The 21238-nt window shown below is 60.5% G+C and carries 23 protein-coding genes; 9 read left to right on the forward strand and 14 right to left on the reverse strand.

The features are described 5' to 3' along the window. The first annotated feature begins 117 nt into the window (after positions 1-117). From nadA to rpoS, 5 genes are all read left to right on the forward strand, one after another. Entirely contained in the window at positions 118-1035 is a 918-nt protein-coding gene (gene nadA, locus DFR38_RS05510; RefSeq protein WP_059284615.1) for a quinolinate synthase NadA, read from the forward strand. Positions 1036-1141: 106 nt separating this feature from the next. Beyond that, positions 1142-1885: a 5'/3'-nucleotidase SurE gene (surE, locus tag DFR38_RS05515; protein WP_059284614.1), complete on the forward strand. Its 744-nt coding sequence runs from the start codon at positions 1142-1144 to the stop codon at positions 1883-1885. After that, positions 1870-2538, forward strand: coding sequence for a protein-L-isoaspartate(D-aspartate) O-methyltransferase (locus tag DFR38_RS05520; protein WP_059284613.1), 669 nt, complete (start codon positions 1870-1872; stop codon positions 2536-2538). Before surE ends, DFR38_RS05520 begins: the two co-directional genes overlap by 16 nt. Positions 2539-2614: 76 nt before the next feature. After that, positions 2615-3709, forward strand: coding sequence for a peptidoglycan DD-metalloendopeptidase family protein (locus tag DFR38_RS05525; RefSeq protein WP_059284612.1), 1095 nt, complete (start codon positions 2615-2617; stop codon positions 3707-3709). A gap of 46 nt (positions 3710-3755) precedes the next feature. After that, complete coding sequence (gene rpoS, locus DFR38_RS05530) at positions 3756-4703, forward strand: RNA polymerase sigma factor RpoS (RefSeq protein ID WP_059284611.1); 948 nt, start codon at positions 3756-3758, stop codon at positions 4701-4703. A 51-nt stretch (positions 4704-4754) separates the two neighbouring features. Here the strand turns inward: rpoS and DFR38_RS05535 are convergent, their stop codons facing one another. From DFR38_RS05535 to DFR38_RS05545, 3 genes are read right to left on the reverse strand one after another with little or no spacing between them, the layout of a single operon-like run. Continuing rightward, positions 4755-6695: a transglutaminase TgpA family protein gene (locus tag DFR38_RS05535; protein WP_059284610.1), complete on the reverse strand. Its 1941-nt coding sequence runs from the start codon at positions 6693-6695 to the stop codon at positions 4755-4757. Next, positions 6692-7642, reverse strand: coding sequence for a DUF58 domain-containing protein (locus DFR38_RS05540; protein WP_110313116.1), 951 nt, complete (start codon positions 7640-7642; stop codon positions 6692-6694). Before DFR38_RS05540 ends, DFR38_RS05535 begins: the two co-directional genes overlap by 4 nt. Beyond that, a complete protein-coding gene (locus tag DFR38_RS05545; protein ID WP_059284609.1) occupies positions 7626-8525 on the reverse strand; it encodes an AAA family ATPase in 900 nt (299 codons plus the stop codon). Before DFR38_RS05545 ends, DFR38_RS05540 begins: the two co-directional genes overlap by 17 nt. Positions 8526-8620: 95 nt before the next feature. Here DFR38_RS05545 and DFR38_RS05550 point away from each other — a divergent pair, with 95 nt between their 5' ends. Next, positions 8621-9580, forward strand: coding sequence for a histone deacetylase family protein (locus DFR38_RS05550; RefSeq protein ID WP_110313117.1), 960 nt, complete (start codon positions 8621-8623; stop codon positions 9578-9580). 69 nt (positions 9581-9649) lie between these two features. Here the strand turns inward: DFR38_RS05550 and plsY are convergent, their stop codons facing one another. Continuing rightward, entirely contained in the window at positions 9650-10282 is a 633-nt protein-coding gene (plsY, locus tag DFR38_RS05555; protein WP_059284608.1) for a glycerol-3-phosphate 1-O-acyltransferase PlsY, read from the reverse strand. 72 nt (positions 10283-10354) lie between these two features. Between plsY and DFR38_RS05560 the strand changes: the two genes are divergently transcribed. Together DFR38_RS05560 and DFR38_RS05565 are read left to right on the forward strand one after the other, a co-directional pair. Then, positions 10355-10714: a dihydroneopterin aldolase gene (locus tag DFR38_RS05560; RefSeq protein ID WP_045846611.1), complete on the forward strand. Its 360-nt coding sequence runs from the start codon at positions 10355-10357 to the stop codon at positions 10712-10714. Positions 10715-10825: 111 nt separating this feature from the next. Beyond that, a complete protein-coding gene (locus tag DFR38_RS05565; protein WP_059284607.1) occupies positions 10826-11254 on the forward strand; it encodes a PaaI family thioesterase in 429 nt (142 codons plus the stop codon). 66 nt (positions 11255-11320) lie between these two features. Here DFR38_RS05565 and DFR38_RS05570 read toward each other — a convergent pair whose 3' ends face one another. The 9 genes from DFR38_RS05570 to rplM all read right to left on the reverse strand — a co-directional run bounded on the left by DFR38_RS05570 (position 11321) and on the right by rplM (position 19975). Beyond that, on the reverse strand, positions 11321-11707 hold the full coding sequence (locus tag DFR38_RS05570) for a group II truncated hemoglobin (protein WP_059284606.1): 387 nt from the start codon (positions 11705-11707) through the stop codon (positions 11321-11323). A 2-nt stretch (positions 11708-11709) separates the two neighbouring features. Next, positions 11710-12909, reverse strand: coding sequence for a formate-dependent phosphoribosylglycinamide formyltransferase (purT, locus tag DFR38_RS05575; RefSeq protein ID WP_059284605.1), 1200 nt, complete (start codon positions 12907-12909; stop codon positions 11710-11712). Positions 12910-12978: 69 nt separating this feature from the next. Continuing rightward, positions 12979-14235, reverse strand: coding sequence for a D-amino acid dehydrogenase (locus tag DFR38_RS05580; RefSeq protein WP_110313118.1), 1257 nt, complete (start codon positions 14233-14235; stop codon positions 12979-12981). Positions 14236-14346: 111 nt separating this feature from the next. Continuing rightward, positions 14347-15210, reverse strand: a complete 864-nt coding sequence (locus tag DFR38_RS05585) for a CheR family methyltransferase (RefSeq protein ID WP_059284604.1) — start codon at positions 15208-15210, stop codon at positions 14347-14349. A gap of 77 nt (positions 15211-15287) precedes the next feature. Continuing rightward, complete coding sequence (gene erpA, locus DFR38_RS05590) at positions 15288-15638, reverse strand: iron-sulfur cluster insertion protein ErpA (protein WP_059284603.1); 351 nt, start codon at positions 15636-15638, stop codon at positions 15288-15290. A 96-nt stretch (positions 15639-15734) separates the two neighbouring features. Further along, positions 15735-16778 (reverse strand): N-acetyl-gamma-glutamyl-phosphate reductase, encoded by a 1044-nt coding sequence (argC, locus tag DFR38_RS05595; protein WP_059284602.1) that lies wholly within the window; start codon positions 16776-16778, stop codon positions 15735-15737. Positions 16779-16879: 101 nt separating this feature from the next. Then, positions 16880-18760: a methyl-accepting chemotaxis protein gene (locus DFR38_RS05600; RefSeq protein WP_146215921.1), complete on the reverse strand. Its 1881-nt coding sequence runs from the start codon at positions 18758-18760 to the stop codon at positions 16880-16882. 377 nt (positions 18761-19137) lie between these two features. After that, positions 19138-19530, reverse strand: coding sequence for a 30S ribosomal protein S9 (gene rpsI / locus DFR38_RS05605; protein WP_045846620.1), 393 nt, complete (start codon positions 19528-19530; stop codon positions 19138-19140). A gap of 10 nt (positions 19531-19540) precedes the next feature. Next, positions 19541-19975, reverse strand: a complete 435-nt coding sequence (rplM, locus tag DFR38_RS05610) for a 50S ribosomal protein L13 (protein ID WP_059284599.1) — start codon at positions 19973-19975, stop codon at positions 19541-19543. Positions 19976-20020: 45 nt separating this feature from the next. Between rplM and DFR38_RS20895 the strand changes: the two genes are divergently transcribed. Continuing rightward, on the forward strand, positions 20021-20215 hold the full coding sequence (locus DFR38_RS20895) for a hypothetical protein (protein WP_146215922.1): 195 nt from the start codon (positions 20021-20023) through the stop codon (positions 20213-20215). 304 nt (positions 20216-20519) lie between these two features. Here the strand turns inward: DFR38_RS20895 and deoD are convergent, their stop codons facing one another. After that, positions 20520-21230 (reverse strand): purine-nucleoside phosphorylase, encoded by a 711-nt coding sequence (deoD, locus tag DFR38_RS05615; protein ID WP_059284598.1) that lies wholly within the window; start codon positions 21228-21230, stop codon positions 20520-20522. Positions 21231-21238: the final 8 nt, after the last annotated feature.

Below are 21238 nucleotides of genomic sequence, written 5' to 3' on the forward strand. Positions count from 1 at the left end.
GGTGGTAATCGCACTGCAATATTGCTAATCTTGCCTGCTTGGCAACCCATTGCGTTGCATCGCAACAAATTCATTCAGCCCGCCCGCAGCACGCTGGCGAGCAGGAGTCAGCCCATCATGACGAAGCGCGTCGTCACCCTTGCCCACTACTATACCCAGCCGGAAATCCAGCAGATGGCTGACAAGGTGGGAGACAGCCTGGAGCTGTCCTTGTACGCCAAAGAAGCCAATGCCGACATCATCGTGTTTGCCGGCGTCCGTTTCATGGCCGAAACCGCCAAAATCCTCAACCCGCAGGCCGAAGTCATCCTGCCGGATGCAGGCTCCACCTGTTCGCTGGTGACCCAGACGGATGTCACTGCGCTCAAGGCCTGGCGCGAAAGCCACCCCGACCACGTGCATGTGTCGTACATCAACTCAAGCGCCGAACACAAGGCGCTGTCCGACTGGATTGTCACCAGCCGCAATGTCGACGACATCATTGCCCACCTGTATGCCGAGGGCAAAAAGGTCATCTTCTCGCCCGATCGCAATATGGGCGGTTATCTGAACGACCAGTACGGATACGACATGCCGCTGTGGTCCGCCGTGTGCGAAGTACACGACAAGTTCAATGAAGCCGCACTGGACGAAGCCTTTGCCGCCGCCAGCGGTGAAAAATACCTGATCGCCCACCCGGAAAGCCCGCTGCCGGTGTTGAAGAAAGCCGATTACGTCGGCTCCACCTCCGGCATGCTTAACTGGGTCAAAGCGTTCAAGGGTGACAGCAAGGCGGTGATTTTCGTCGCTACCGAAGACGGCATTCTCTACAACATGGGCCTGGCCCGCCCGGACCTGGACCTGCGCCAGGCACCGATTTACGCCGGCTGCCAGTGCAACTCCTGTCCTTACATGAAGATGAATACCATCGAGGCCGTCAAACGCGCCCAGCAAGGCGAGGGCCTGCGCATCGACTACCTCAGCAGCGCACAGATGGATGCCGCCCGCGTCCCCATTGAACGCATGCTCGACTTCAGCCAGCGCTACTACGCCTGATCATGCAAACCCGCCACGGCGGGTTTTTCTTTGTCTGTCATGCCGCTGCGGTTTTCCACAGCGCCACGGCAGCGATACAATCAGGCGTCCAACCTGGAAGCACAGCATGAAGTTCCTGATCAGCAATGATGACGGCTATTTTTCCCCGGGGATCCGTACCCTGGCCGAAACACTGTCCCGTCATGGAGAGGTTGTCGTCGTGGCCCCCGAGCGAGACCGCAGCGGAGCCAGCAATTCGCTGACACTGGACAGACCGCTCACCGTACGCCAGGCCGCCAACGGCTTTCACTATGTCAATGGTACACCCACCGACTGTGTGCATCTGGCGGTAACCGGCCTGCTGGACTTCCGTCCCGACATGATTTTCAGCGGCATCAACCATGGCCCCAATATGGGCGACGACACCATTTACTCCGGTACGGTGGCCGCCGCCACCGAAGGCTTTCTGCTCGGCATCCCTGCCGTTGCCATCTCGCTGGCCGGCTACAGCGGCCAGCACTTTGCCAGCGCCGCCCAGGTAGCCGATCAACTGGTCACCCGCTGCAAACAGCAGCCATTTGCCCAGCCGGTGCTGCTCAATGTCAACGTCCCGGATGTTCCGCCAGAACAGCTGCAAACCATGCAGGTCACCCGGCTGGGACGCCGCCATCATGCCGAACCGGTAATCAAAGCAAAGAATCCGCGCGGAGAGACGATATACTGGGTAGGACCGGTCGGCAGCGCACAAGATGCCGGCCCAGGCACCGACTTCGCCGCCATCGCGGGCAACCATGTGTCTGTTACCCCGCTGATGCTCGACCTCACCGCTTTCGGCCAACTGGACGGAATCAACACATGGCTTCATCCGTGACACAAGACAGTCAGGCTTATGGCATGCTGTCAGATCGAACCCGCAAGCGCATGGTAGAACGCTTGCGCCAGGCTGGCGTACAGGACGAGCGAGTGCTCAATGCCATGTCCGAAGTCCCGCGCCACCTGTTTGTCGATCAGGCACTGGCCACGCGCGCCTATGACGATGTGTCCCTCCCCATCGGCCACGGCCAGACCATCTCGCAGCCACATACCGTGGCCCGGATGACTGAAATCCTGCTGGCCGGACGCAAACCGGGGAAAATACTGGAAATCGGCACTGGCTGCGGCTATCAGACCGCCGTACTGTTGAAGACCGGGGCCGAGGTGTACTCCATTGAACGACTTGGCGTTCTGCTGGACAAAGCAAGACGCAATCTGCGGGCGGCCAAGCTGGTGCACGCACGGCTGGTACACGGCGATGGCCACTTCGGCTTGGCGGAAGCCGCACCGTTCGAAGGCATCATCATGACCGCTGCAGCACGCAATATTCCGGAAGCACTGGTCGAGCAGATGGCGGAAGGCGGGCGTCTGATCATGCCCGTTGGCGATACCGAACAGCATTTGTGGTTGCTGGAGAAGACGACGCAAGGCTTGCAAAAGACCCGGCTGGATCCGGTGAAATTTGTCCCACTATTGCCCGGCCGTAACTAACTCTTGCAAAAACACCACACATAACCTGTCAAATGATTTACAAAACCCAACTAACTGACATATAAAATCTCCAGGCATGCATAAACAGCATTCAAAGCGTTGGCTTGCGGCGTCACTGACGGCCGCCGTTCTTACCGGCTGCAGCAGCATGGCGCAACAAGCAGCACCGGTAGAATCCGCCCGCCCGGCCCAGATCGCCGCGGGTACTGGCATCAGCAAATCGGCTCCCGCACCGGTCGCCGAAGTCGCCGTGGCCAGCCCCTACCAGAGTAGTGGCAGCCTGGCTGCCAAACCGGTGCAATCTGGCGCTGGCGAAAAGACCCATGTGGTACAACCAGGTGAAAACCTGTATCGCATCTCGCTGAACAACGGGTTGAAGTACAAGGATGTTGCGGCATGGAACAATCTGCCGGACACCAATATCAAGGTCGGTCAGGTCTTGCGCCTGACACCACCGGATTCGACCGGCAATACGGTGCCGCCCACTGCGGCCAAAACGGCGGAAACCGTAACGGTAGTGCAGCAAAGTTCGCGTAATACTGCTGTAGTAGAAAATGGTAATCCGGCAGCGACGAGCAGCAAGAACTACCCCAAAGCGCTCAAACTGCCCTACTCGGAAGAGGCAGCCCGGAGTCTGGCACAACAAAGCGAAGGTAGTGCCGGCAAGAAGGCGGTGATCGGCAAAAACAGCAGCGCTTCAGCTCCGATCGCACAAGCCGATAAAAAGGACAGTAGCTCCCCAGCGGCATTATCGGAAAATAAGAACAAAATAGAAGAAAAATCGCAGACAGCGCTAGGCGAAGACGCAGTCGCCTGGATCTGGCCGACCGAAGGCAAGGTGATCCGGGCTTATTCGGACAGCAACAAGGGGCTGGACATCAGTGGCCGCACAGGCCAGGCCGTCATCGCAGCCGGCGATGGCAAAGTGGTATACAGCGGGAATGGCTTGAGGGGCTACGGCAAGCTCATCATCATCAAACACAACAAAACATTCCTGTCTGCGTACGCACACAACAGCCAGTTACTGGTGAAGGAGGGGCAAAGTGTCAAGAAAGGGCAGAAGATTGCCGAAATGGGCAATACCGATGCCGATCAGGTAAAACTGCACTTCGAGATTCGCCGTTTCGGGAAACCGGTAGATCCGATGCAGTACCTAGACAACAAATCCTGAGCAGGGGTATTTCCCCCTGCAAGGAACCACCGTAGCGGGGGGAATCATGAGCCAAGACAGCGATATCCTTGAAGAAGAGGAAATTCTTGAAGAAGAAGCCGTAGAAGAAGCAGCTGCCGAAGCAGATGCCGAAGAAGCGGCGGAGCGTCAAAGTGTTACCGAAGAGGTAGCAGATGTCACTCAGATCTATCTGAACGATATCGGCAACAATGCCTTGCTGACACCGGCCCAGGAGCTGGCGCTGGCCCGACGTGTGGTGGCGGGAGAGTTTGAAGCCCGGCAAAAGATGATCGAGCACAACCTGCGCCTGGTGGTCAACATTGCCAAACACTACATCAACCGTGGCCTTGCCCTGCTCGATCTGATCGAAGAAGGCAATATCGGCCTGATGCACGCGCTGGAAAAGTTCGACCCGGAACGCGGTTTCCGTTTCTCCACCTACGCCACCTGGTGGATCCGGCAGAGCATCGAGCGCGCCATCATGAACCAGTCGCGCACCATCCGCCTGCCGGTGCATGTGATCAAGGAGCTCAACGTCTATCTGCGCGCCTCGCGCCATCTGGAAAGCCAGATCGGCCGTGAACCGACGCTGGACGAAATCGCTCACCTGGTCGGCAAGCCGGTGGAGGATGTGCGCAAGGTGATGAACCTGAATGAGCGCATGGCCTCACTGGATGCACCGCTGGATATCGATCCCATGCTGTCGATTGGTGAATCGATCCCGGACGAGCAGCATGAAGAGCCGGAAATCCAGTTGCACAACAGCCAGCTGGAAATGTTTGTCAAAGACTGGCTATCCCAGCTGAACGAGAAGCAGTGCATGGTGATAGAGCGCCGTTACGGCTTGAATGGCCATGAAATCTGCACGCTGGAAGAACTGGCCGCCGCCTTGAACCTGACCCGCGAGCGGGTACGGCAGATTCAGATCGAAGGCCTGGAGCAACTGCGCCGCATCCTGCGTCGCAAGGGTATTTCCCGCGACTTCCTGCTGTAAGCCGCCACCCAGTACTCAGCCGGTTTCAGCCCCGCCCCTGGCGGGGCTGTTTCATTGACGGCCGGGGCGAAAGGCTTTGACCCGACGCAACCATTGCCGGGCCTGTTGCGGCGCTGCAGGCTGCCGATAACGCATGGCGGCATACTCTTTCAGCAGGGCCTTGAGCTGGCGGTAATCCGGCTCGGGCAGGCGACGCGCCTTGTTCAATATATCCAGCGGGCCATCACTGTCCACCACCACGATGCCCATGGCTGCAAGAGCCTGCACCAGCCGATGCCTCCCCTGCTGCAAGGGTGGCACCGAAGGCCGGCGGCGCCACAACAGCAACAAGGGCAGGCAGGCCAGGCTGCCGCCGATCAGCACCGCCCGCAGTACTGTGCCACTGTCAACCTGGTCGCCCAGGCCCAGCCAGCGATACAGATTAAGCTGCTTGCCGGCATCATAGCCCACCACCCATTGCTGCCAGGCAAAGCCGGCAGCCTGCCAGTTTTGCTGCACACGCAATAACCAGCCCGGCATGCTGCGCCCCAGTACGGGCAGCTGCGGCTGCATGGCGGGGATGCTCTGGCTGACCCCCTGCGCCACCCGGTCGGGTGCCACGGCGGCCGTCGGGTCTACCCGCAGCCATTCACCGCTTTCGGCCAGCCAGATTTCCACCCAGGCGTGGGCATCGGATGATCTGACCTGCCAGAACTGCCCTACCGGATTGAACTGCCCGCCCTGATAGCCGGTGACGATGCGCGCCGGCATGCCGGCAGCTCGCGCCATGAAGGCCAGCGCCGAGGCATAGTGCTCACAAAAGCCCTGCCGGCTGGAGAACATGAATTGATCAATGCCGTCCTCGCTGTTCAGCAAAGGCGGCTGCAAGGTGTAGGCAAAACCTCCCAGACGGAAATACTGCAAGGCGGTACGGATAAAGCCGGCCCCATCCCCTCCCTGTGCACGCCACTGCAAGGCCAGCTGGCGGCTGGCCGGATTACCAGGCGGCAAATGGCGGTAGAAATCCTGATCGGCCCGGCTGAGCACGGTACGGTAATGGCCGGCGAGCAGGCTTTCCGCCTGAAAACGGAACAGTTCGTCACCGTCACGCGCCAGTTTGAACAGATTACCCGGCTCCAGCACACCGCCGGCCGGCGCGGTCACCGTGTATTCCAGCAACGGCAGACGCGCTTTGCTGGGCTTGCCCGTCAGACTGTATGACACCAGCCGGCCGCCCTGCCACCGCACGGTCTCGCTGCTCAGGCCACGGACGTTCTGCCAGCGCCGCCCATCGAAATCATCAAAAATCATGATGCGCCAATACATCTCGCTCACCGCAGGAACCCGCTCGGCAAACACCACCGAGAATGCCGGCTCCTGTTGCTGCACCAGTTGACTGATGCTACCCGGCTCCATGCTATCGGACAGGCCGGTGCCGGCGACATGCTGGTCATGCGGCATGCTCCACAGCGGCCCGGGCAGGCGCGGCATCACCACGAACAGCACCAGCATCAGCGGCAGTGACAATGACAGCGCCTGCATGGCGCTACGCAGGCTGCCCTCCACCATTTCGCCGGAGAGGATCAACATGGCCCAGGTCAGCGCCAGCAAGCTGATGGCCAGCCACACCGCGGCCAGCGGCGACTGGTCGAACAACAAGGGCATGGCCGCCAGGAAGAAGCCCAAAGCCAGCAATACCTGCCAGTCTCGCTGCTGGCGTGACTCGAAACTCTTGAAGCCCAGCAACAGGATCAGCAAGGCAGCCCCACCTTCACGGCCCACCAGCGTGTTCAGGCTGAGCCATAGCCCGCCTATGGCCAGCAGCAGCAAGGGCAGCAGCAAGTAGAGCGAGGGCAGGACGGCCTGACGGCGCAGCAGCACAGCACGCAAAGCCAGCATGCACAGCACCAGCATGGGCAGCCACGGCGGCAACAACAGTAATAGCGGCAGGATGACCAGGGCCACGGCCAGCAGTACTGCCATTTCACCTTGTCGCAACAATGATCGGATCATGATGGAAGCTGGAACTCCGCCAGGGCCGCCAGCGCCAGCTCACGCTGCTGCGGCTGCGGCTCGATCAGCACGCCAGGCAAGTGCAGACGGTAATGCTGACCGGCTTTTTCACATTGCTGCACCCGCCAGCACAAGCGGGACAGCCGGCTTTCCACATCCACGGTGGCCGGGTAATCCTGCCAGGCCAGCTGGCGTATCGACTGGCCTCTGGGTTGGCTGGCAAAGCGCTTGCTCACCAGTACATCACGCCGTGCCAGTACGCTCCAGGCAATCTGGCGCGGCGTATCGCCCTGACGGTATTCGGCCAGATGGGAAAAATCCTCCTCATCATCTCCGCTCTGCCGGCCACTGCCCTGTTCGCTGTGCAGATCATTGCGTTCCCGATCGGGCACCGGCAAAGGATAGGCCAGCACATGGCCATCCGGTCGCAGCCAGGCAAATGCGCGCATCAGGCCGAACGGTGCCGTGCTCCACAGCTGCAAGGCAGGGTAAGCATGACGACCACGGCGAGCCAGCAACAAGGGTAGCGCCAGCGACTGGCTGCTGCCGGCAGCCAGCAGGCAGGACAGGGGCTCGCCTTCCTGCCCGGCGCGTAATTGCAGGCGGCGCGCCAGGGCAGAGTCATTGTCCAGTCGTATCCGGCAATCGGCATGCTGTCCGACAAAGACCCCCTCGCCTGGCAGCACCGTCCAGCTCAGGCCGGACAACTGGCGGTAAGCCATCAGTACGGCCACCAGCATCAGGCCGATGATCCAGAACGCCAGCGCATAGGCCAGGCTGACCGCGTAATTGAGCGCACCCACCCATACTGCCAGCGCCACCAGCAACAGCAGCAGGCCAAAGCGGGTGGGCAGCAGATAAATACGCTTCTGCCCCAGCCGGCCAGCCCGCTGCAATGGCAGGCGGCCCAGCAGCCAGCGCTGCAGCGACTTACGGAATAGCAACATGATCCAGCAGCTTGTTCAGGCTGCCCAATGCATCACCGCTCAAGCCCAGCCGATGGCCGGCGACATGGGGAAAGACTGCTTTCACGTCTTCCGGCAAGACGTGATCGCGCCCTTCCAGCAATGCCCAGGCGCGGGCTGCCGCCAGTAGCGCCAGACCGGCACGCGGGCTGAGCCCGGTCAGATAACTGCGCTCCTGCCGGGTCGCCTGCAACAGCGCCAGCACGTAATCGGCCAGATCGGGGGTGACGGTCAGCGCGGCGGCTTTGTTCTGCAACATCAGCAAGTCTGCTGCCGTCAGGGTGGCACCGATATCGGCCAGCAGGGTACGCCGGTCCTGTCCCAGCAACAGGGCACGCTCGGCCTCGGGCGGCGGATAACCCAGCGAGATGCGCATCAGGAAACGGTCCAGTTGCGACTCCGGCAAGGGGAAAGTGCCCAATTGCTCGGAAGGGTTCTGCGTGGCGATGACAAAAAATGGCGTCGGCAGCGGATGGCTTTCACCATCGATGGACACCTGGCGCTCTTCCATGGCCTCCAGCAAGGCGGATTGCACCTTGGGCGAGGCACGGTTGATTTCATCCGCCAGCAACAGCTGGCTGAACACCGGCCCCTGGTGGAAGCGGAAACTGGCGGTTTCACGCTGATAGATGTTGACGCCGAGAATGTCGGCCGGCAGCAGGTCACTGGTGAACTGCACACGCTGATAATGCAGGCCCAGCACGGCAGCCAGCCCATGCGCCAGCGTGGTTTTGCCCACGCCGGGCAGGTCTTCGATCAGCAGGTGACCACGGGCGATCAGGCAGGCCAGCGCCAGCCGGATGGCGCGCGGCTTGCCCAGAATTAGTGTGTTCAGTTGACGATAGGCAAGGCTGAGTGATTGCATTTGGACCCGGTTGCGCGCAGTATTTATCGAAAAGACATAAAGATAAAACTCGCGTCCATTGTACGCAAACAATCGTACGCAACAAGGAAACGCTCGTGTTCACTTGGCTAAAAAACCGTCTACAGAGAAATGGACTCACTGCCTACATCACCCATCCCGTCTGCCTGCAGCACAATATGGGGGTAGGCCATCCGGAATGCCCGGAGCGGCTGATTGCCATCAGGGACCAACTGATGGCCGCGCAAATCTACGACAGCCTGCATGAAGTCGAAGCACCGGAGGTGACCGAGCAGCAGCTGGCCCGGGTCCACCCGCCACGCTATGTGGAATATATCGAAGCCTGTTCACCCAGCGTCGGTACTTTCCGCATGGACCCGGATACCGCCATGGCACCCGGCACCCTGTCGGCAGCGCGCCACGCTGCCGGCGCGGTGATCAAGGCGGTGGAACTGGTGTGCGAGGACAAGGCCCCCAATGCCTTCTGCGCCATCCGGCCGCCAGGCCACCATGCCGAGCACGACAAGGCCATGGGCTTCTGCTTCTTCAACAATATCGCGGTCGGCATTGCCCATGCGCTGTCCACCTACAAGTTTGAGCGGGTGGCGGTGATCGACTTCGACGTGCACCACGGCAATGGCACCGAAGACATCTTCCGTGACGACCCGCGGGTGATGATGGTGTCCATCTTCCAGCACCCCTTCTACCCCTACTGTGGCGACAACCCGGTGGGGGCAAACATGGTGAACGTGCCGCTCAAGGCCGGCAGCACCGGGCGGGAATTCCGCGAAGTGGTGGAAAACGTGTGGCTGCCCAGCCTGCACGACTTCAAGCCTCAGATGATCTTTATTTCTGCCGGTTTTGATGCCCACCGCGAGGATGACATGGGCTCGCTGGGACTGGTGGAAGCCGACTACGAGTGGGTGACCCGCCACCTGATGCAGATTGCCGACCAGTATGCCGATGGCCGCATCGTGTCGGTGCTGGAGGGCGGCTATGATCTGTCCTCGCTGGCGCGCAGCGTCACCGCCCATGTGAAAGTGCTGTCGGACGGCTAGTCAGCCAGCACCCTCAGCCAGAAAAAGCCCGCTTGCGCGGGCTTTTTGCATTAGTCATACCGATCAGATTCAAGACTGTTTATCGCCGCTGCCGGCCTTCTCGCCAATCCTGCCTTCCTGCCCGGTCAACAGCTTGATCAGGTTGGACTTGTGGCGATGGATCACCAGGATGGCAATGATGATGCAGGTGCCAAAATACGGCGAGGACGGCTGCACGATGAAGTAGGCATACACCGGCACCATCACGCAGGCGACGATGGCCGACAGCGAGGAAATCTTCACCACAAAAGCCATGAACAGCCAGGTGGCGATGGCCGCCAGGGCCAGCCAGACATTGAAACCAAACAGCACGCCTACCGCGGTGGCCACGCCCTTGCCACCCTTGAAACCGAAAAACACCGGCCACATGTGGCCGATCAGCACCGCCAGTGCCGACATGGCAATCGCCTGTTCGCCCAGGCCGTAACGCGGCCCGAACCAGGCGGTCAGCGCCACCGCCACCCAGCCCTTGGCCCCGTCACCCAGCAGGGTGAGGACGGCGGCAGTCTTCTTGCCGGAACGCAGGACATTGGTGGCACCGGGGTTGCCGGAGCCATAGCTGCGCGGGTCTGCCATGCCCATGGCCTTGCTCACGATCACGGCAAAGGACAGGGAGCCCAGCAGGTAGGCCGCAACAACGAAGGCAAAAGCTGTCGTGGTCATGGTGTATCCATTAGAATAGAAGGCTTCGGATTTTACGGTATCGGGCGACAAAGCCCAACTCCCGGCATAGCAATGGACATCATTTTCCTGCGCGAAGTACGCGCCGACACCATTATCGGTGTTTATGAGTGGGAGCGGAAAAATCCGCAAACCATCGAAATCGACCTGGAAATCGGCATTCCCAGTGAAGTGCCCTGCCATACCGATAATATCGGCGACACCATTCACTACGGTGTGGTGGTGGAACGCCTGCGCAAGGCGCTGTCCGAGCAACACTTCCTGCTGCTGGAAGCGCTGGCCGAGTACATCGCCAAAGTGATTCGCGAAGACTTTGGCGCACCCTGGGTACAGGTTTCTGTCACCAAGCTGGGCATCCTGCCTGGCGTGCGCCGGGTTGGCGTACTGATAGAACGCGGCCACCGCCCGCGCTGACCTCTGCACCAGCGCGGGTCGATACGACCACTGCACCATGCATGACGGCAGCAAATTGACGTTAACGTAACGGTCATGCACCATGGTGCTCTGCCATCACCCGAGCCACCCATGAGCCAGATCAGCGTTGCAGAATTCCAGGCCTTGATCGACAGCGAACTGCCGCTGGTCAAGCTGTTCGGCATGCGGACCGAAGACATTGCCAACGGCACGGCCCGTCTGCGCATGCACTTCAACCCCGAGCTGATCCGCCCCGGCGGCACCATTGCCGGCCCGGCCCTGATGGCACTGGCCGATGCCACCCTCTACGCCGTGGTGCTGGGCATGATAGGCAAGGTGGAACTGGCGGTCACCACCAGTCTCAACATCAATTTCCTGCGCAAACCACCGCAGCAGGATGTGATTGCCGAGGGGCGCATCCTCAAGCTGGGCAAACGGCTGGCGGTGGGCGAGGTGTTGCTGTACTCCGCCGGCAGCGACGAGCCGGTAGCCCATGTCACTGGCACCTACTCCATTCCGCCATTGCCGGACAATAGATAAACAAAAACCCTCTGCCCGCTTTCGCCATGCAGAGGGTTGTCCGGTGACACCGAAGCAGACCGAAGCTTACTCTTCCTGATTACGCATGAAATCCGCGGTGTTGTAGAAGGCTTCCAGCAGCTTGGCCTTGAGCCAGTCTTCCACCAGCAGTTCGTTCACGGCCTGGGTCATGCACTGCATCCACTGATCGCGCATTTCCCCATCCACGGCAAAGGGCATGTGGCGCATGCGCAGGCGCGGATGGCCAAACTTTTCCATATACAAGCCCGGTCCGCCCAGCCAGCCGGACAGGAACATGAACAACTTTTCGCGCGAACCGGCCAGATCAGCCGGATGCATGTCGCGCAGCACCTTGACCGAGGGGTCGCTGTCCATGATGTCGTAGAAGCGGTTGGTGAGCCAGCGCACCACGCCTTCACCACCCATCAGCTGATAGGGCGTCATATCCTGCATGCTCACCCCTTTACCGGCTGTACCAGCGACGCGGCCAGACGGGCGCGTTCGCGGGCGGTTTCCACATGGTCAGCCTGGGCCACGGCCACCCCCATGCGGCGGCGGACAAAGCTTTCCGGCTTGCCGAACAGGCGCAGGTCGGCACCCGGCACCGCCAATGCTTCGGCCACGCCGTCAAAGGCAATGCCCTGCTCTTCCATGCCGCCGTAAATCACCGCAGAGGCGCCGGCACTACGCAGGCTGGCATCCACCGGCAAGCCCAGAATGGCGCGCGCATGCAGTTCGAACTCGGAGAAACGCTGGGTGGCCAGCGTCACCAGCCCGGTATCGTGCGGGCGCGGGCTGACTTCGGAGAACCACACCTGATCGCCCTTGACGAACAGCTCCACCCCGAACAGGCCACGGCCGCCCAGGGCATCGGTCACCGCCTTGGCCATTTCACGGGCACGCAGCAAGGCCAGCTCGTTCATCGGCTGCGGCTGCCAGCTTTCCACGTAGTCGCCATTTCTTTGCAGATGGCCGATGGGTTCGCAGAAGTGGGTGGCGATGCCTCCAGCACCATCGCTGGCCCGTACCGTCAGCAAGGTGATTTCGTAATCGAAATCGATAAAGCCTTCCACAATCACCCGGCCCTTGTCCACGCGACCGGCGCTGACGGCATACTGCCAAGCCTTGGCCACATCATCCGCGCCACGCAGCAGCGACTGGCCCTTGCCGCTGGACGACATCACCGGCTTCACCAGGCAGGGGTAGCCGATACCGGCGTCGATGGCCTGCTGCAATTCCTCCAGCGAGGAGGCAAAGGCAAACGGCGAGGTGGGCAGGCCCAGTTCGTCTGCCGCCAGACAGCGGATGCCTTCGCGGTTCATGGTCAGGTTGGCGGCACGGGCGGTGGGAATCACCTCGGCCAGACCATCGGCCTCGATGCGCAGCAGTTCCTCGGTGGCGATGGCTTCGATTTCCGGCACGATCAGATGCGGGCGTCGCTGCTCCACCAGGGCGCGCAGCGCGGCGGCATCTGCCATGTCGATCACATGGCTGCTGTGTGCCACCTGCATGGCCGGCGCATCCGCATAGCGGTCCACCGCGATGGTTTCCACACCCAGGCGCTGCAGCGCGATGACAACTTCCTTGCCCAGTTCGCCACTGCCCAGCAGCATGACACGCAGCGCGCTGGCGCTGAGCGGGGTTCCGATACGCATGGTCCGACTCCAGGTTGATGATCCAGGCCGGCATTTTAGCATTGCTACCATGCCCCTCGCTGCGCCGGATCACATCCCCTGAAAAGCAAAATCGATGGGCGGGGTGCGGCCACTGATGATTTCCGCCAGCGCCCGGCCACTGCCGGCACCTTCCGTCCAGCCCAGCGTGCCATGGCCGGTATTGAGGTAAAGATTGGCATAGCGGCTGCGCCCGATCAGCGGCACATTGCCCGGTGTGGCCGGCCGCAGGCCGCTCCAGAACTCGGCGGCATCCCAGTCGGCGACATCCGGCATCAGTGCCTGACCGCGTTTGAGCAGTGCCTGGCAGCGCAGCGCATTCAGGCTGCTGGAATACCCCGCCAGCTCTGCCGTCCCGGCAATGCGCAGGCGCTTGCCCAAACGGGAAATCACCACCTTGTAGGCTTCGTCGGTAATGCTGGCCACCGGTGCCGTGGCCGGGTCGCGCAGCGGCAGGGTGGCGGAATAGCCCTTCCACGGGTAGATGGGCAGGCGTATGCCAAGAGGGGCCGCCAGTAGCGGTGAATAGCTGCCCAGCGCCAGCACGTAAGCGTCGGCCGTCACCCGGCGATAATTTCCCTCCGGCAGATTGACCGACACGCCGCTGATACGGCCATTGTCAGTTTCCAGCGCATTGATGCGGGTATTGAAGCGGAACTCCACCCCGGCGCGCGCCGCATGTTCGGCCATGGCACAGGTATACAGATGTACATCGCCGGATTCGTCCGATGGGCAATAACTGGCCCCAGCCAGCGTGGGGGCGATGCCGGCCAGTGCCGGCTCGATGCGCGCCAGCTCTTCGCGGCTGATGATGTGTTTGTCCATGCCCAGCTCGCGCATTTGCGCGGCCACATGGGCGGCCTCGTCCAGCTGGCGCTGGGTATGAAACAGCGACACGATGCCACGGGTCTGCTGCTGGTAGTCCAGCCCCAGCTCGGCGCGCAGCTGCTGCAGGGTATCGCGGCTATAGCGCCCCAGCGCCAGCATCTGCCGCATATTGGCTTCGGCCCGGCGGCCTCGGCATTCCAGCAGGAACTGCCAGCACCAGCGCCATTGCGCCGGGTCCAGCCGCAGGCGGAACAACAGCGGGGCATCGTCGCGCAACAGCCACTGCAGGATTTGCCAGGGGGCCGACGGATTGGCCCACGGCTCGGACTGGCTGACCGAAATCTGTCCGCCATTGGCAAAGCTGGTTTCGCGCGCCGGCCCGCAGGCACGGTCCAGCACTACCACTTCATGCCCTGCCCGGGCCAGAAACCAGGCGGTGGACACCCCCACCACACCAGACCCCAGCACTGCTACCTTCATGTCGACTCCAGCAGACGTGACAACGGGCAAGACGTGCCTGCCCGTTTGGCTAACTCGATACAGAAGCTGGATAGTAACGCCGCAAGGCAAGCCCCCTCAATGGGCTGGCGGCTACTTTTTCGCCGCGTGCTGATAAACGGTTTTGCCCTTGAGATGAAAATAGTCGGCGGCAAAATAGAAATTTTCCGAATGGCCGACAAACAGCAGGCCGTCCGGCTTCAGCAGCGGGGCAAATTTCTTCAGCACGCCAAACTGGGTGTCACGATCAAAATAGATCATCACATTGCGGCAGAAAATGGCGTCAAACTGCTTGCGCAGCGCCCAGTTGTTTTCGATCAGGTTCAGCCGCTGGAAGGTAATCATGTTACGCAGCACCGCCTTGGCCTGATAGTTGCCATCCGGCAGCTTGTCGAAATACTTCTGCGCATGGCCGGGCGGCAGGCGGGCGATCTTGTCGTCGGAATAAATGCCCTTGCGCCCGGTTTCCAGCACGCTGGTGTCCAGATCGGTCGCCACGATGCTGATGCTGGGCTTGCTGGCCAGCGGGAAGGCTTCCAGCGCGGTGATGGCCAGCGAATACGGCTCTTCTCCGGTGGACGAAGCAGCGCACCAGATGGACAGCTCGCTGGCGCCGGCCGCGGCCCGCTGTTTCAGATGCTCGGCCAGGATGGGGAAATGATGTTCTTCGCGAAAGAAGAAGGTCAGATTGGTGGTGAGGGCGTTGACGAACTGCTCGAACTCGCGCTTGCCCGACACCGACTCCAGAAAATCCACATAGGCCGCAAAGCTGGCCAGTTTCAGCTCGCGAATGCGCCGCACCAGCCGCCCGTACACCATGTCTTTCTTCGACGGATTGAGCGAAATGCCGGCTTCCTTGTAGATCAGTTTGCGGATGCGTTCGAAATCGGCATCGCTGAAACTGAACTCGCGATTGAATTCCACCTTGGGCAATACCAGCGGCGGCAATTTATTCATCTTGATTTTCCCCGATACAAAAAAACCCGGAACAGAGTCCGGGTTTTCATTCTACTCCTGTTTGCATTCGCCCCGGTTTACACCGAGAAGGAGGAACCGCAACCACAAGTGGTGGTGGCGTTCGGATTGCGAATGACAAACTGGGAGCCTTCCAGGCTTTCCTGATAATCGATTTCCGCGCCCACCAGGTACTGGTAGCTCATCGGGTCAACCAGGAAAGTGACACCGTCTCTCTCTATAGCGGTATCGTCCTCATTGGCGATTTCGTCAAATGTAAAACCGTATTGAAAACCGGAGCAGCCACCACCGGTCACGAATACGCGCAGTTTCAGATCAGGATTGCCCTCTTCCGCGATCAGGTCCAGCACCTTGTTGCAAGCGCTGTCGGTAAAGTTGATCGGGGACGGCATTTCGGTAGTAGCAGACATGGTTCACCTCGCAAATCGATTTCGGCCCTGCGGCCATTCACCTACTATTTTAGTCGGATATCGGGGCGAATGGCCAACATTCAATCGCCGAGTGCGTCAAGGCAGCAACGGCACGATGTCCAGACCGGCATTTTCCGGCTGGCCGAACATCAGGTTCATGGTCTGCACCGCCTGACCGGACGCGCCTTTCACCAGATTGTCTTCCACCACCAGGATGATCAGCAGATCGCCATTGCCCGGACGATGCACGGCGATGCGTGCGGTGTTGGAGCCACGCACGCTGCGGGTTTCCGGGTGGCTGCCGGCCGGCAGCACATCGACAAAATGCTCTCCGGCATAGCGTTGCTCGAACAGCGCCTGGAAGTCGGTATCCAGCGCCTCCGGCTTGATACGGGCGTAAATGGTGGAGTGGATGCCGCGAATCATCGGCGTCAGGTGCGGCACGAAGGTCAGCTTGACCGGCCCGCCATGAATGGCGGACAAGCCTTGCTCGATTTCCGGCGAATGACGGTGGCCCTTCACGGCATAGGCCTTGAAGTTATCCCCGGCTTCAGCCAGCAGCGCGCCAACTTCGGCCTTGCGCCCGGCACCGGACACGCCGGACTTGCAGTCGGCAATCAGGGTCTGGGTATCAATCAGCTGCTTGCCGCCTTCCAGCAGCGGCAGCAGGCCCAGCTGGACCGAAGTGGGATAGCAACCGGCCATGCCCACCAGACGTGCCTGGCGGATGGCATCGCGGTTCACTTCCGGCAGGCCATACACCGCCTCGGCCAGCAGGTCGGTACAGCTGTGTTCCATGGCATACCATTGCTGGAATACCGCCGGATCTTTCAGACGGAAGTCTGCCGCCAGGTCGATCACCTTGACCCCGGCAGCCAGCAGTTCGCGTGCCTGGGCCATGGCCACGCCGTGCGGGGTGGCAAAAAACACCACATCGCACTGATCGAGCGGGGTGTCATCCGGGGTGGAAAAAGCCACATCCACGCGGCCACGCAGGCTGGGGAACATCTCGGCCACTTTCATGCCCGCTTCCTTGCGCGAGGTAACGGCCACGACTTCGGCACCGGGATGACCGGCCAGAAGACGCAACAGTTCGACACCGGTATAACCGGTACCGCCGACGATGCCCACCTTGATCATGCTGTACTTCCTTGTATAAATAAACGTCGCAAAAGCGACAGTCTAAGGACTAGCCTTGCGCGATGCAACATCGTTCTGGCCCCTGCGCCAGCCAGCCAGGCTCACAGGCGGAACTGCGCCACCATGGCTTGCAGATCGGACGACAGGCGATGTAATTCAGCTACGGTCTGCATGGCGCCCTGTACCGCCTGATCGGTTTCCATGGTGGCGCGGTTGGCCTGCTCGGCCGCCCGTGCCATTTCGGTGGTGGCCACCGACTGCTCGCGGGTGGAGTCGGCAATATCGTGGATCGACCCCACCACCTGGGCAATCTGCCCCTGAATGCCGGACATGTCCTGCGCCACGCTGCGCGAGGCCTCGACGCCGCTGGCCACCGAGCGCTGCGTCTCGCTCATGTCGTTCAGCGCGGTACGAATATCGCCATGGGTGGCGTCGATCAGCTGGCCGATTTCCACCGTGGCCTTGGCCGTGCGCTCGGCCAGCTTGCGTACTTCATCCGCCACCACGGCGAAGCCACGGCCGGCCTCGCCCGCGCGTGCTGCCTCAATGGCGGCATTCAGTGCCAGCAGATTGGTCTGATCGGCGATATCGCGAATCACCCCGATGATGGTGTTCATCTGGCCGGAGCGATCGCCCAGCGCATTCAATGCCCCACCCAGCCGGCCCACTTCCTGGGCAATATGGGCAATATCATCGGCCAGCCGGCCCACCGCCTGTGCCGAGTGCTGCGAGGTGGCCCCGGTCTGGCTCGCCACTTGTTCGGCCATGCTGGCGTTATCGGCAATGTGATTGATGCTGACGGTAATCTGTTCGATGGTGGCGGCGGCGGCACTGGACACCTCGGACTGTCGCTCCGACTGCTGGCTCACGGTGTGCGTCACCTGCTTCAGGCTGTCCAGCTCGCTATTGAGCGACAAGGCGTGTTCGCGCACATCGATGAACATGCGGCGCAGACTGGCGACAAAGCGGTTGAACGCCTCGGCAGTCTGGCCAATCTCATCCTGCTGTTCCACATGCAGCTGATGGGTCAGGTCAGCCTGACCGCTGGAAATTTCCAGCAAGGCATCACGCAGGCGCATCAGGCCACGCAGCAGACGGGTCAGTGCCAGCTGGGCCAGCACGATGGCCAGCACGCTGCACAGCAAGCCCGCCACCACCAGCGTGATCAGCAAACCCTGCAATGGCGCGAGGATGGCCGCCTTGTCGACCACGCTGCCCAGCACCCAGTCCGAACCGGGCACCGGCGTCAGCTGCAGGAATACCGCATGGCCAGCGATCTCCAGTTCCTGGCTCTGGCTGCTGTCCGTTGCCTGCTGCAGCAAGGCTGCATCCAGCCCTGGCATCACTTCGGCCACCGGCTTGAGCGTGCTGTCCGCTGCCGGATGTGCCACGATCTTGCCACTGCGGGTGGCCAGAAAAGCATAACCATCGCCGCGCAGCTTGATGCCCTGTACCAGGCTGATGATGCCTTCCAGCGAGATATCCCCGCCCACCACTCCCTGCAGCTGCTGATTGCGCAGCAAGGGATAGGCCACCGTGACCCCCAGTTTCTTGGTCGAGGCAAACAGATAGGGCTCGGTGACAATGCTGGCGCCTGCGGCAGCGGCCTGCTTATACCAGGGGCGGGCGGTCGGGTCATAGCCCTCCGGTGCGTGCTTGTCAGCCAGCTGGTAAACCATGCGCTTGTCGGCATAGCCGGCAAACAGCTGATCAAAGCGGCCGGCCGCCTTGCCCTGCTGCAACTGCGGCAGCACGTCGCCGCTGCTCACCAGCAAACTGGCCGTGGCCTCCACCGCATCCTTGCGCTGGGCCAGCCAGTTGCCCAGTGCATTGCGATTGCCCAGCATGGCCGCATCCAGCTCATGCCTTACCCCTTCGATGATTTCCGTGCGCATGCGCTGGTAGGACAGCACCGACAGTACCGCCACCACCACCACCAGCAAGCAGGCGACAAAGGCCAGCAAGCGTTGTTTCAAAGACATCTGGTTTTCCCGTTGAGCAACTGTTGGCAGACGACATCAAGCCCCTGCCGATCCGGCCGGCACCCTGTGCCAGGCCATGAAAAGGCGGCCACCTTACACCGAGATACGGCAAGGGTAAACCCGTTAAACCTTGCGGCATTTTCTTTGTAAACTAATTAATTTAAATGACACTTTAAAGACATTAATGTGAATATGGTCATGTCAGCGAACAGCCGGCAGCCAACAGCAGGCAGGAAACAGCGATGACGCAGCAGAAAGCAGCAACAGCGGTGGCAAATTGCCGCAGCAGCGGGATGGGGATGGAGATGGAGATGGGGACGGTGACAATGGAAAAAGCCGCCCGGAGGCGGCTTTTCTGAAAACAGCAAACCTTGCGATTAACGCTTGGAGAACTGCTTGGCACGGCGAGCTTTACGCAGGCCGACCTTCTTACGTTCAACTTCACGTGCATCGCGGGTCACGTAGCCTGCAGCGGACAGAGCCGGCTTCAGAACTGCGTCGAAGTCGATCAGAGCGCGGGTGATACCGTGACGGATCGCACCTGCCTGGCCGGTTTCACCACCACCGACAACATTAACCTTGATGTCGAAGGATTCGGTGTTTTCGGTCAGAACCAGCGGCTGGCGGATAACCATGCGACCGGTTTCGCGGGAGAAGTATTCGTCAACCGGCTTGCCGTTAACGATGATCTGACCGCTACCCTTTTGCATGAACACGCGAGCAACGGAGCTCTTGCGACGGCCGGTGCCGTAGTAGTATTTACCGTTCATTCTCTATGCCTTAAAAACGAAATTCCAGCACTTTGGGCTGCTGGGCAGTGTGCGGATGTTCGGTACCAGCGTACACCTTGAGCTTCTTGATCATGGCGTAACCCAGCGGACCCTTCGGCAGCATGCCTTTGACGGCTTTTTCCAGAACGCGCTCCGGGAACTGGTTTTGCAGTTCGGTGAAGTTGCGTTCGTAGATGCCACCAGGGTAACCGGAGTGACGGTAGTACTTCTTGTCCAGCGCTTTGTTACCAGTAACACGCAGTTTGTCAACGTTGACTACGACAATGTAGTCACCGGTATCAACGTGCGGAGTGTATTCCGGCTTGTGCTTGCCACGCAGGCGGTGAGCGATTTCGGCGGCGAGGCGACCCAGCACCTTGTCTTCGGCGTCGACCACGAACCACTCGCGCTTAACCTCATGCGGCTTGGCAGAAAAGGTCTTCATGGAACTCTTCCATCGTAATTCTTGAAAGTTACGGATTCTAGTACAGTGGCCTTTGCACTGTCAAACCATTGTGCGACAAAGAAAATGGCGGGAGCAAAACCAGGGCAAAAACCGCTCGTTTTTGCCACAGTTGTTGCAAAAACAGGCAAACGGGCGCTTTTCCACCATCCAGGGCTGGACAGCGCGCAGCAGGCAAAAAAAAAGGCGCAATCCATTCTGATTGCGCCAAGTTCCACCTAAAAGAAGGAGGATGGAGGAGACAACACCAAAACGCACACATTGCATGCCACGTCCTGATGCAGGTTTCATTATCTGCACCGCACCCCGGTTTGGCAAGACTTTTTTGTGCACCGCACTAAAATTGGCGACACAGTGTGCAACACCTTCACAACACGTTGTTATGCAAAGGAAAAGCACCGCTGAAAACGGGGTTTACACTTGTAAGGCACAATGGAAAACCTGCTTTTCGGTGCTGGTTTTGCGGAAAACAGCCGGAAAAACCCGCACCGATGCTGCATTGCAATATGCAGCGATTCCGGCGGATTTACAGCCGGACAGCAGTGGCCAGGGCCAGCTCCATCATCTCGCGGAAGGTGGTCTGCCGCTCTTCGGCACTGGCGGCCTCGCCGGTGGGGATGATGTCGGAAACCGTGAGAATGCCCAGCGCGCGGGCACCGTACTGTGCCGCCACGCTGTAAATGCCGGCCAGCTCCATCTCGATGACCTGCACATTCATTTTCTCCAGCACCTCCAGCATATTGGGCTCCACGCCGTAGAACAGGTCGGCGGAAAACACATTGCCCACGGTGACCTTGCGCCCCTGCTCGGCTGCTACATCCATGGCAGTGCGCAGCAGTTCGTAGTCGGCGATGGCGGCAAAATCATGCTGGTTGAAGCGCATGCGGTTGACCTTGCTGTCGGTACTGGCACCCATGGCGATATACAGCTCGCGCAGCTGGGTACGGGCGGTCACCGCGCCGCAGGAGCCAATGCGGATGATGTTTTTCACCCCGTAGTGCTGGATCAGCTCGGTGGTGTAGATGCTGGCGGAGGGAATGCCCATGCCGTGCGCCATCACGGACAGCCGCTTGCCCTGGTAACTGCCGGTGTAGCCCAGCATATTGCGCACGCTGGTCACCTCGCGGGCATCCTGCAGAAAGGTTTCGGCAATCATCCTGGCGCGCAGCGGGTCGCCCGGCATCAGCACGGTTTCGGCGAAATCACCCGGCTGGGCGTTGATATGCGGTGTAGCCATTGTGGTTT

Source organism: Aquitalea magnusonii (assembly GCF_003202035.1).
Classification (GTDB): domain Bacteria; phylum Pseudomonadota; class Gammaproteobacteria; order Burkholderiales; family Chromobacteriaceae; genus Aquitalea; species Aquitalea magnusonii.

What these genes read in the sequence shown, in the direction of transcription:
- nadA (WP_059284615.1), top strand. Translation starts at nt 118, where the DNA reads ATGACGAAGCGCGTCGTCACCCTTGCCCACTACTATACCCAGCCGGAA.
- surE (WP_059284614.1), top strand. Translation starts at nt 1,142, where the DNA reads ATGAAGTTCCTGATCAGCAATGATGACGGCTATTTTTCCCCGGGGATC.
- DFR38_RS05520 (WP_059284613.1), top strand. Translation starts at nt 1,870, where the DNA reads ATGGCTTCATCCGTGACACAAGACAGTCAGGCTTATGGCATGCTGTCA.
- DFR38_RS05525 (WP_059284612.1), top strand. Translation starts at nt 2,615, where the DNA reads ATGCATAAACAGCATTCAAAGCGTTGGCTTGCGGCGTCACTGACGGCC.
- rpoS (WP_059284611.1), top strand. Translation starts at nt 3,756, where the DNA reads ATGAGCCAAGACAGCGATATCCTTGAAGAAGAGGAAATTCTTGAAGAA.
- DFR38_RS05535 (WP_059284610.1), bottom strand. Translation starts at nt 6,695, where the DNA reads ATGATCCGATCATTGTTGCGACAAGGTGAAATGGCAGTACTGCTGGCC.
- DFR38_RS05540 (WP_110313116.1), bottom strand. Translation starts at nt 7,642, where the DNA reads ATGTTGCTATTCCGTAAGTCGCTGCAGCGCTGGCTGCTGGGCCGCCTG.
- DFR38_RS05545 (WP_059284609.1), bottom strand. Translation starts at nt 8,525, where the DNA reads ATGCAATCACTCAGCCTTGCCTATCGTCAACTGAACACACTAATTCTG.
- plsY (WP_059284608.1), bottom strand. Translation starts at nt 10,282, where the DNA reads ATGACCACGACAGCTTTTGCCTTCGTTGTTGCGGCCTACCTGCTGGGC.
- DFR38_RS05560 (WP_045846611.1), top strand. Translation starts at nt 10,355, where the DNA reads ATGGACATCATTTTCCTGCGCGAAGTACGCGCCGACACCATTATCGGT.
- DFR38_RS05565 (WP_059284607.1), top strand. Translation starts at nt 10,826, where the DNA reads ATGAGCCAGATCAGCGTTGCAGAATTCCAGGCCTTGATCGACAGCGAA.
- DFR38_RS05570 (WP_059284606.1), bottom strand. Translation starts at nt 11,707, where the DNA reads ATGCAGGATATGACGCCCTATCAGCTGATGGGTGGTGAAGGCGTGGTG.
- purT (WP_059284605.1), bottom strand. Translation starts at nt 12,909, where the DNA reads ATGCGTATCGGAACCCCGCTCAGCGCCAGCGCGCTGCGTGTCATGCTG.
- DFR38_RS05580 (WP_110313118.1), bottom strand. Translation starts at nt 14,235, where the DNA reads ATGAAGGTAGCAGTGCTGGGGTCTGGTGTGGTGGGGGTGTCCACCGCC.
- DFR38_RS05585 (WP_059284604.1), bottom strand. Translation starts at nt 15,210, where the DNA reads ATGAATAAATTGCCGCCGCTGGTATTGCCCAAGGTGGAATTCAATCGC.
- erpA (WP_059284603.1), bottom strand. Translation starts at nt 15,638, where the DNA reads ATGTCTGCTACTACCGAAATGCCGTCCCCGATCAACTTTACCGACAGC.
- argC (WP_059284602.1), bottom strand. Translation starts at nt 16,778, where the DNA reads ATGATCAAGGTGGGCATCGTCGGCGGTACCGGTTATACCGGTGTCGAA.
- DFR38_RS05600 (WP_146215921.1), bottom strand. Translation starts at nt 18,760, where the DNA reads ATGTCTTTGAAACAACGCTTGCTGGCCTTTGTCGCCTGCTTGCTGGTG.
- rpsI (WP_045846620.1), bottom strand. Translation starts at nt 19,530, where the DNA reads ATGAACGGTAAATACTACTACGGCACCGGCCGTCGCAAGAGCTCCGTT.
- rplM (WP_059284599.1), bottom strand. Translation starts at nt 19,975, where the DNA reads ATGAAGACCTTTTCTGCCAAGCCGCATGAGGTTAAGCGCGAGTGGTTC.
- deoD (WP_059284598.1), bottom strand. Translation starts at nt 21,230, where the DNA reads ATGGCTACACCGCATATCAACGCCCAGCCGGGTGATTTCGCCGAAACC.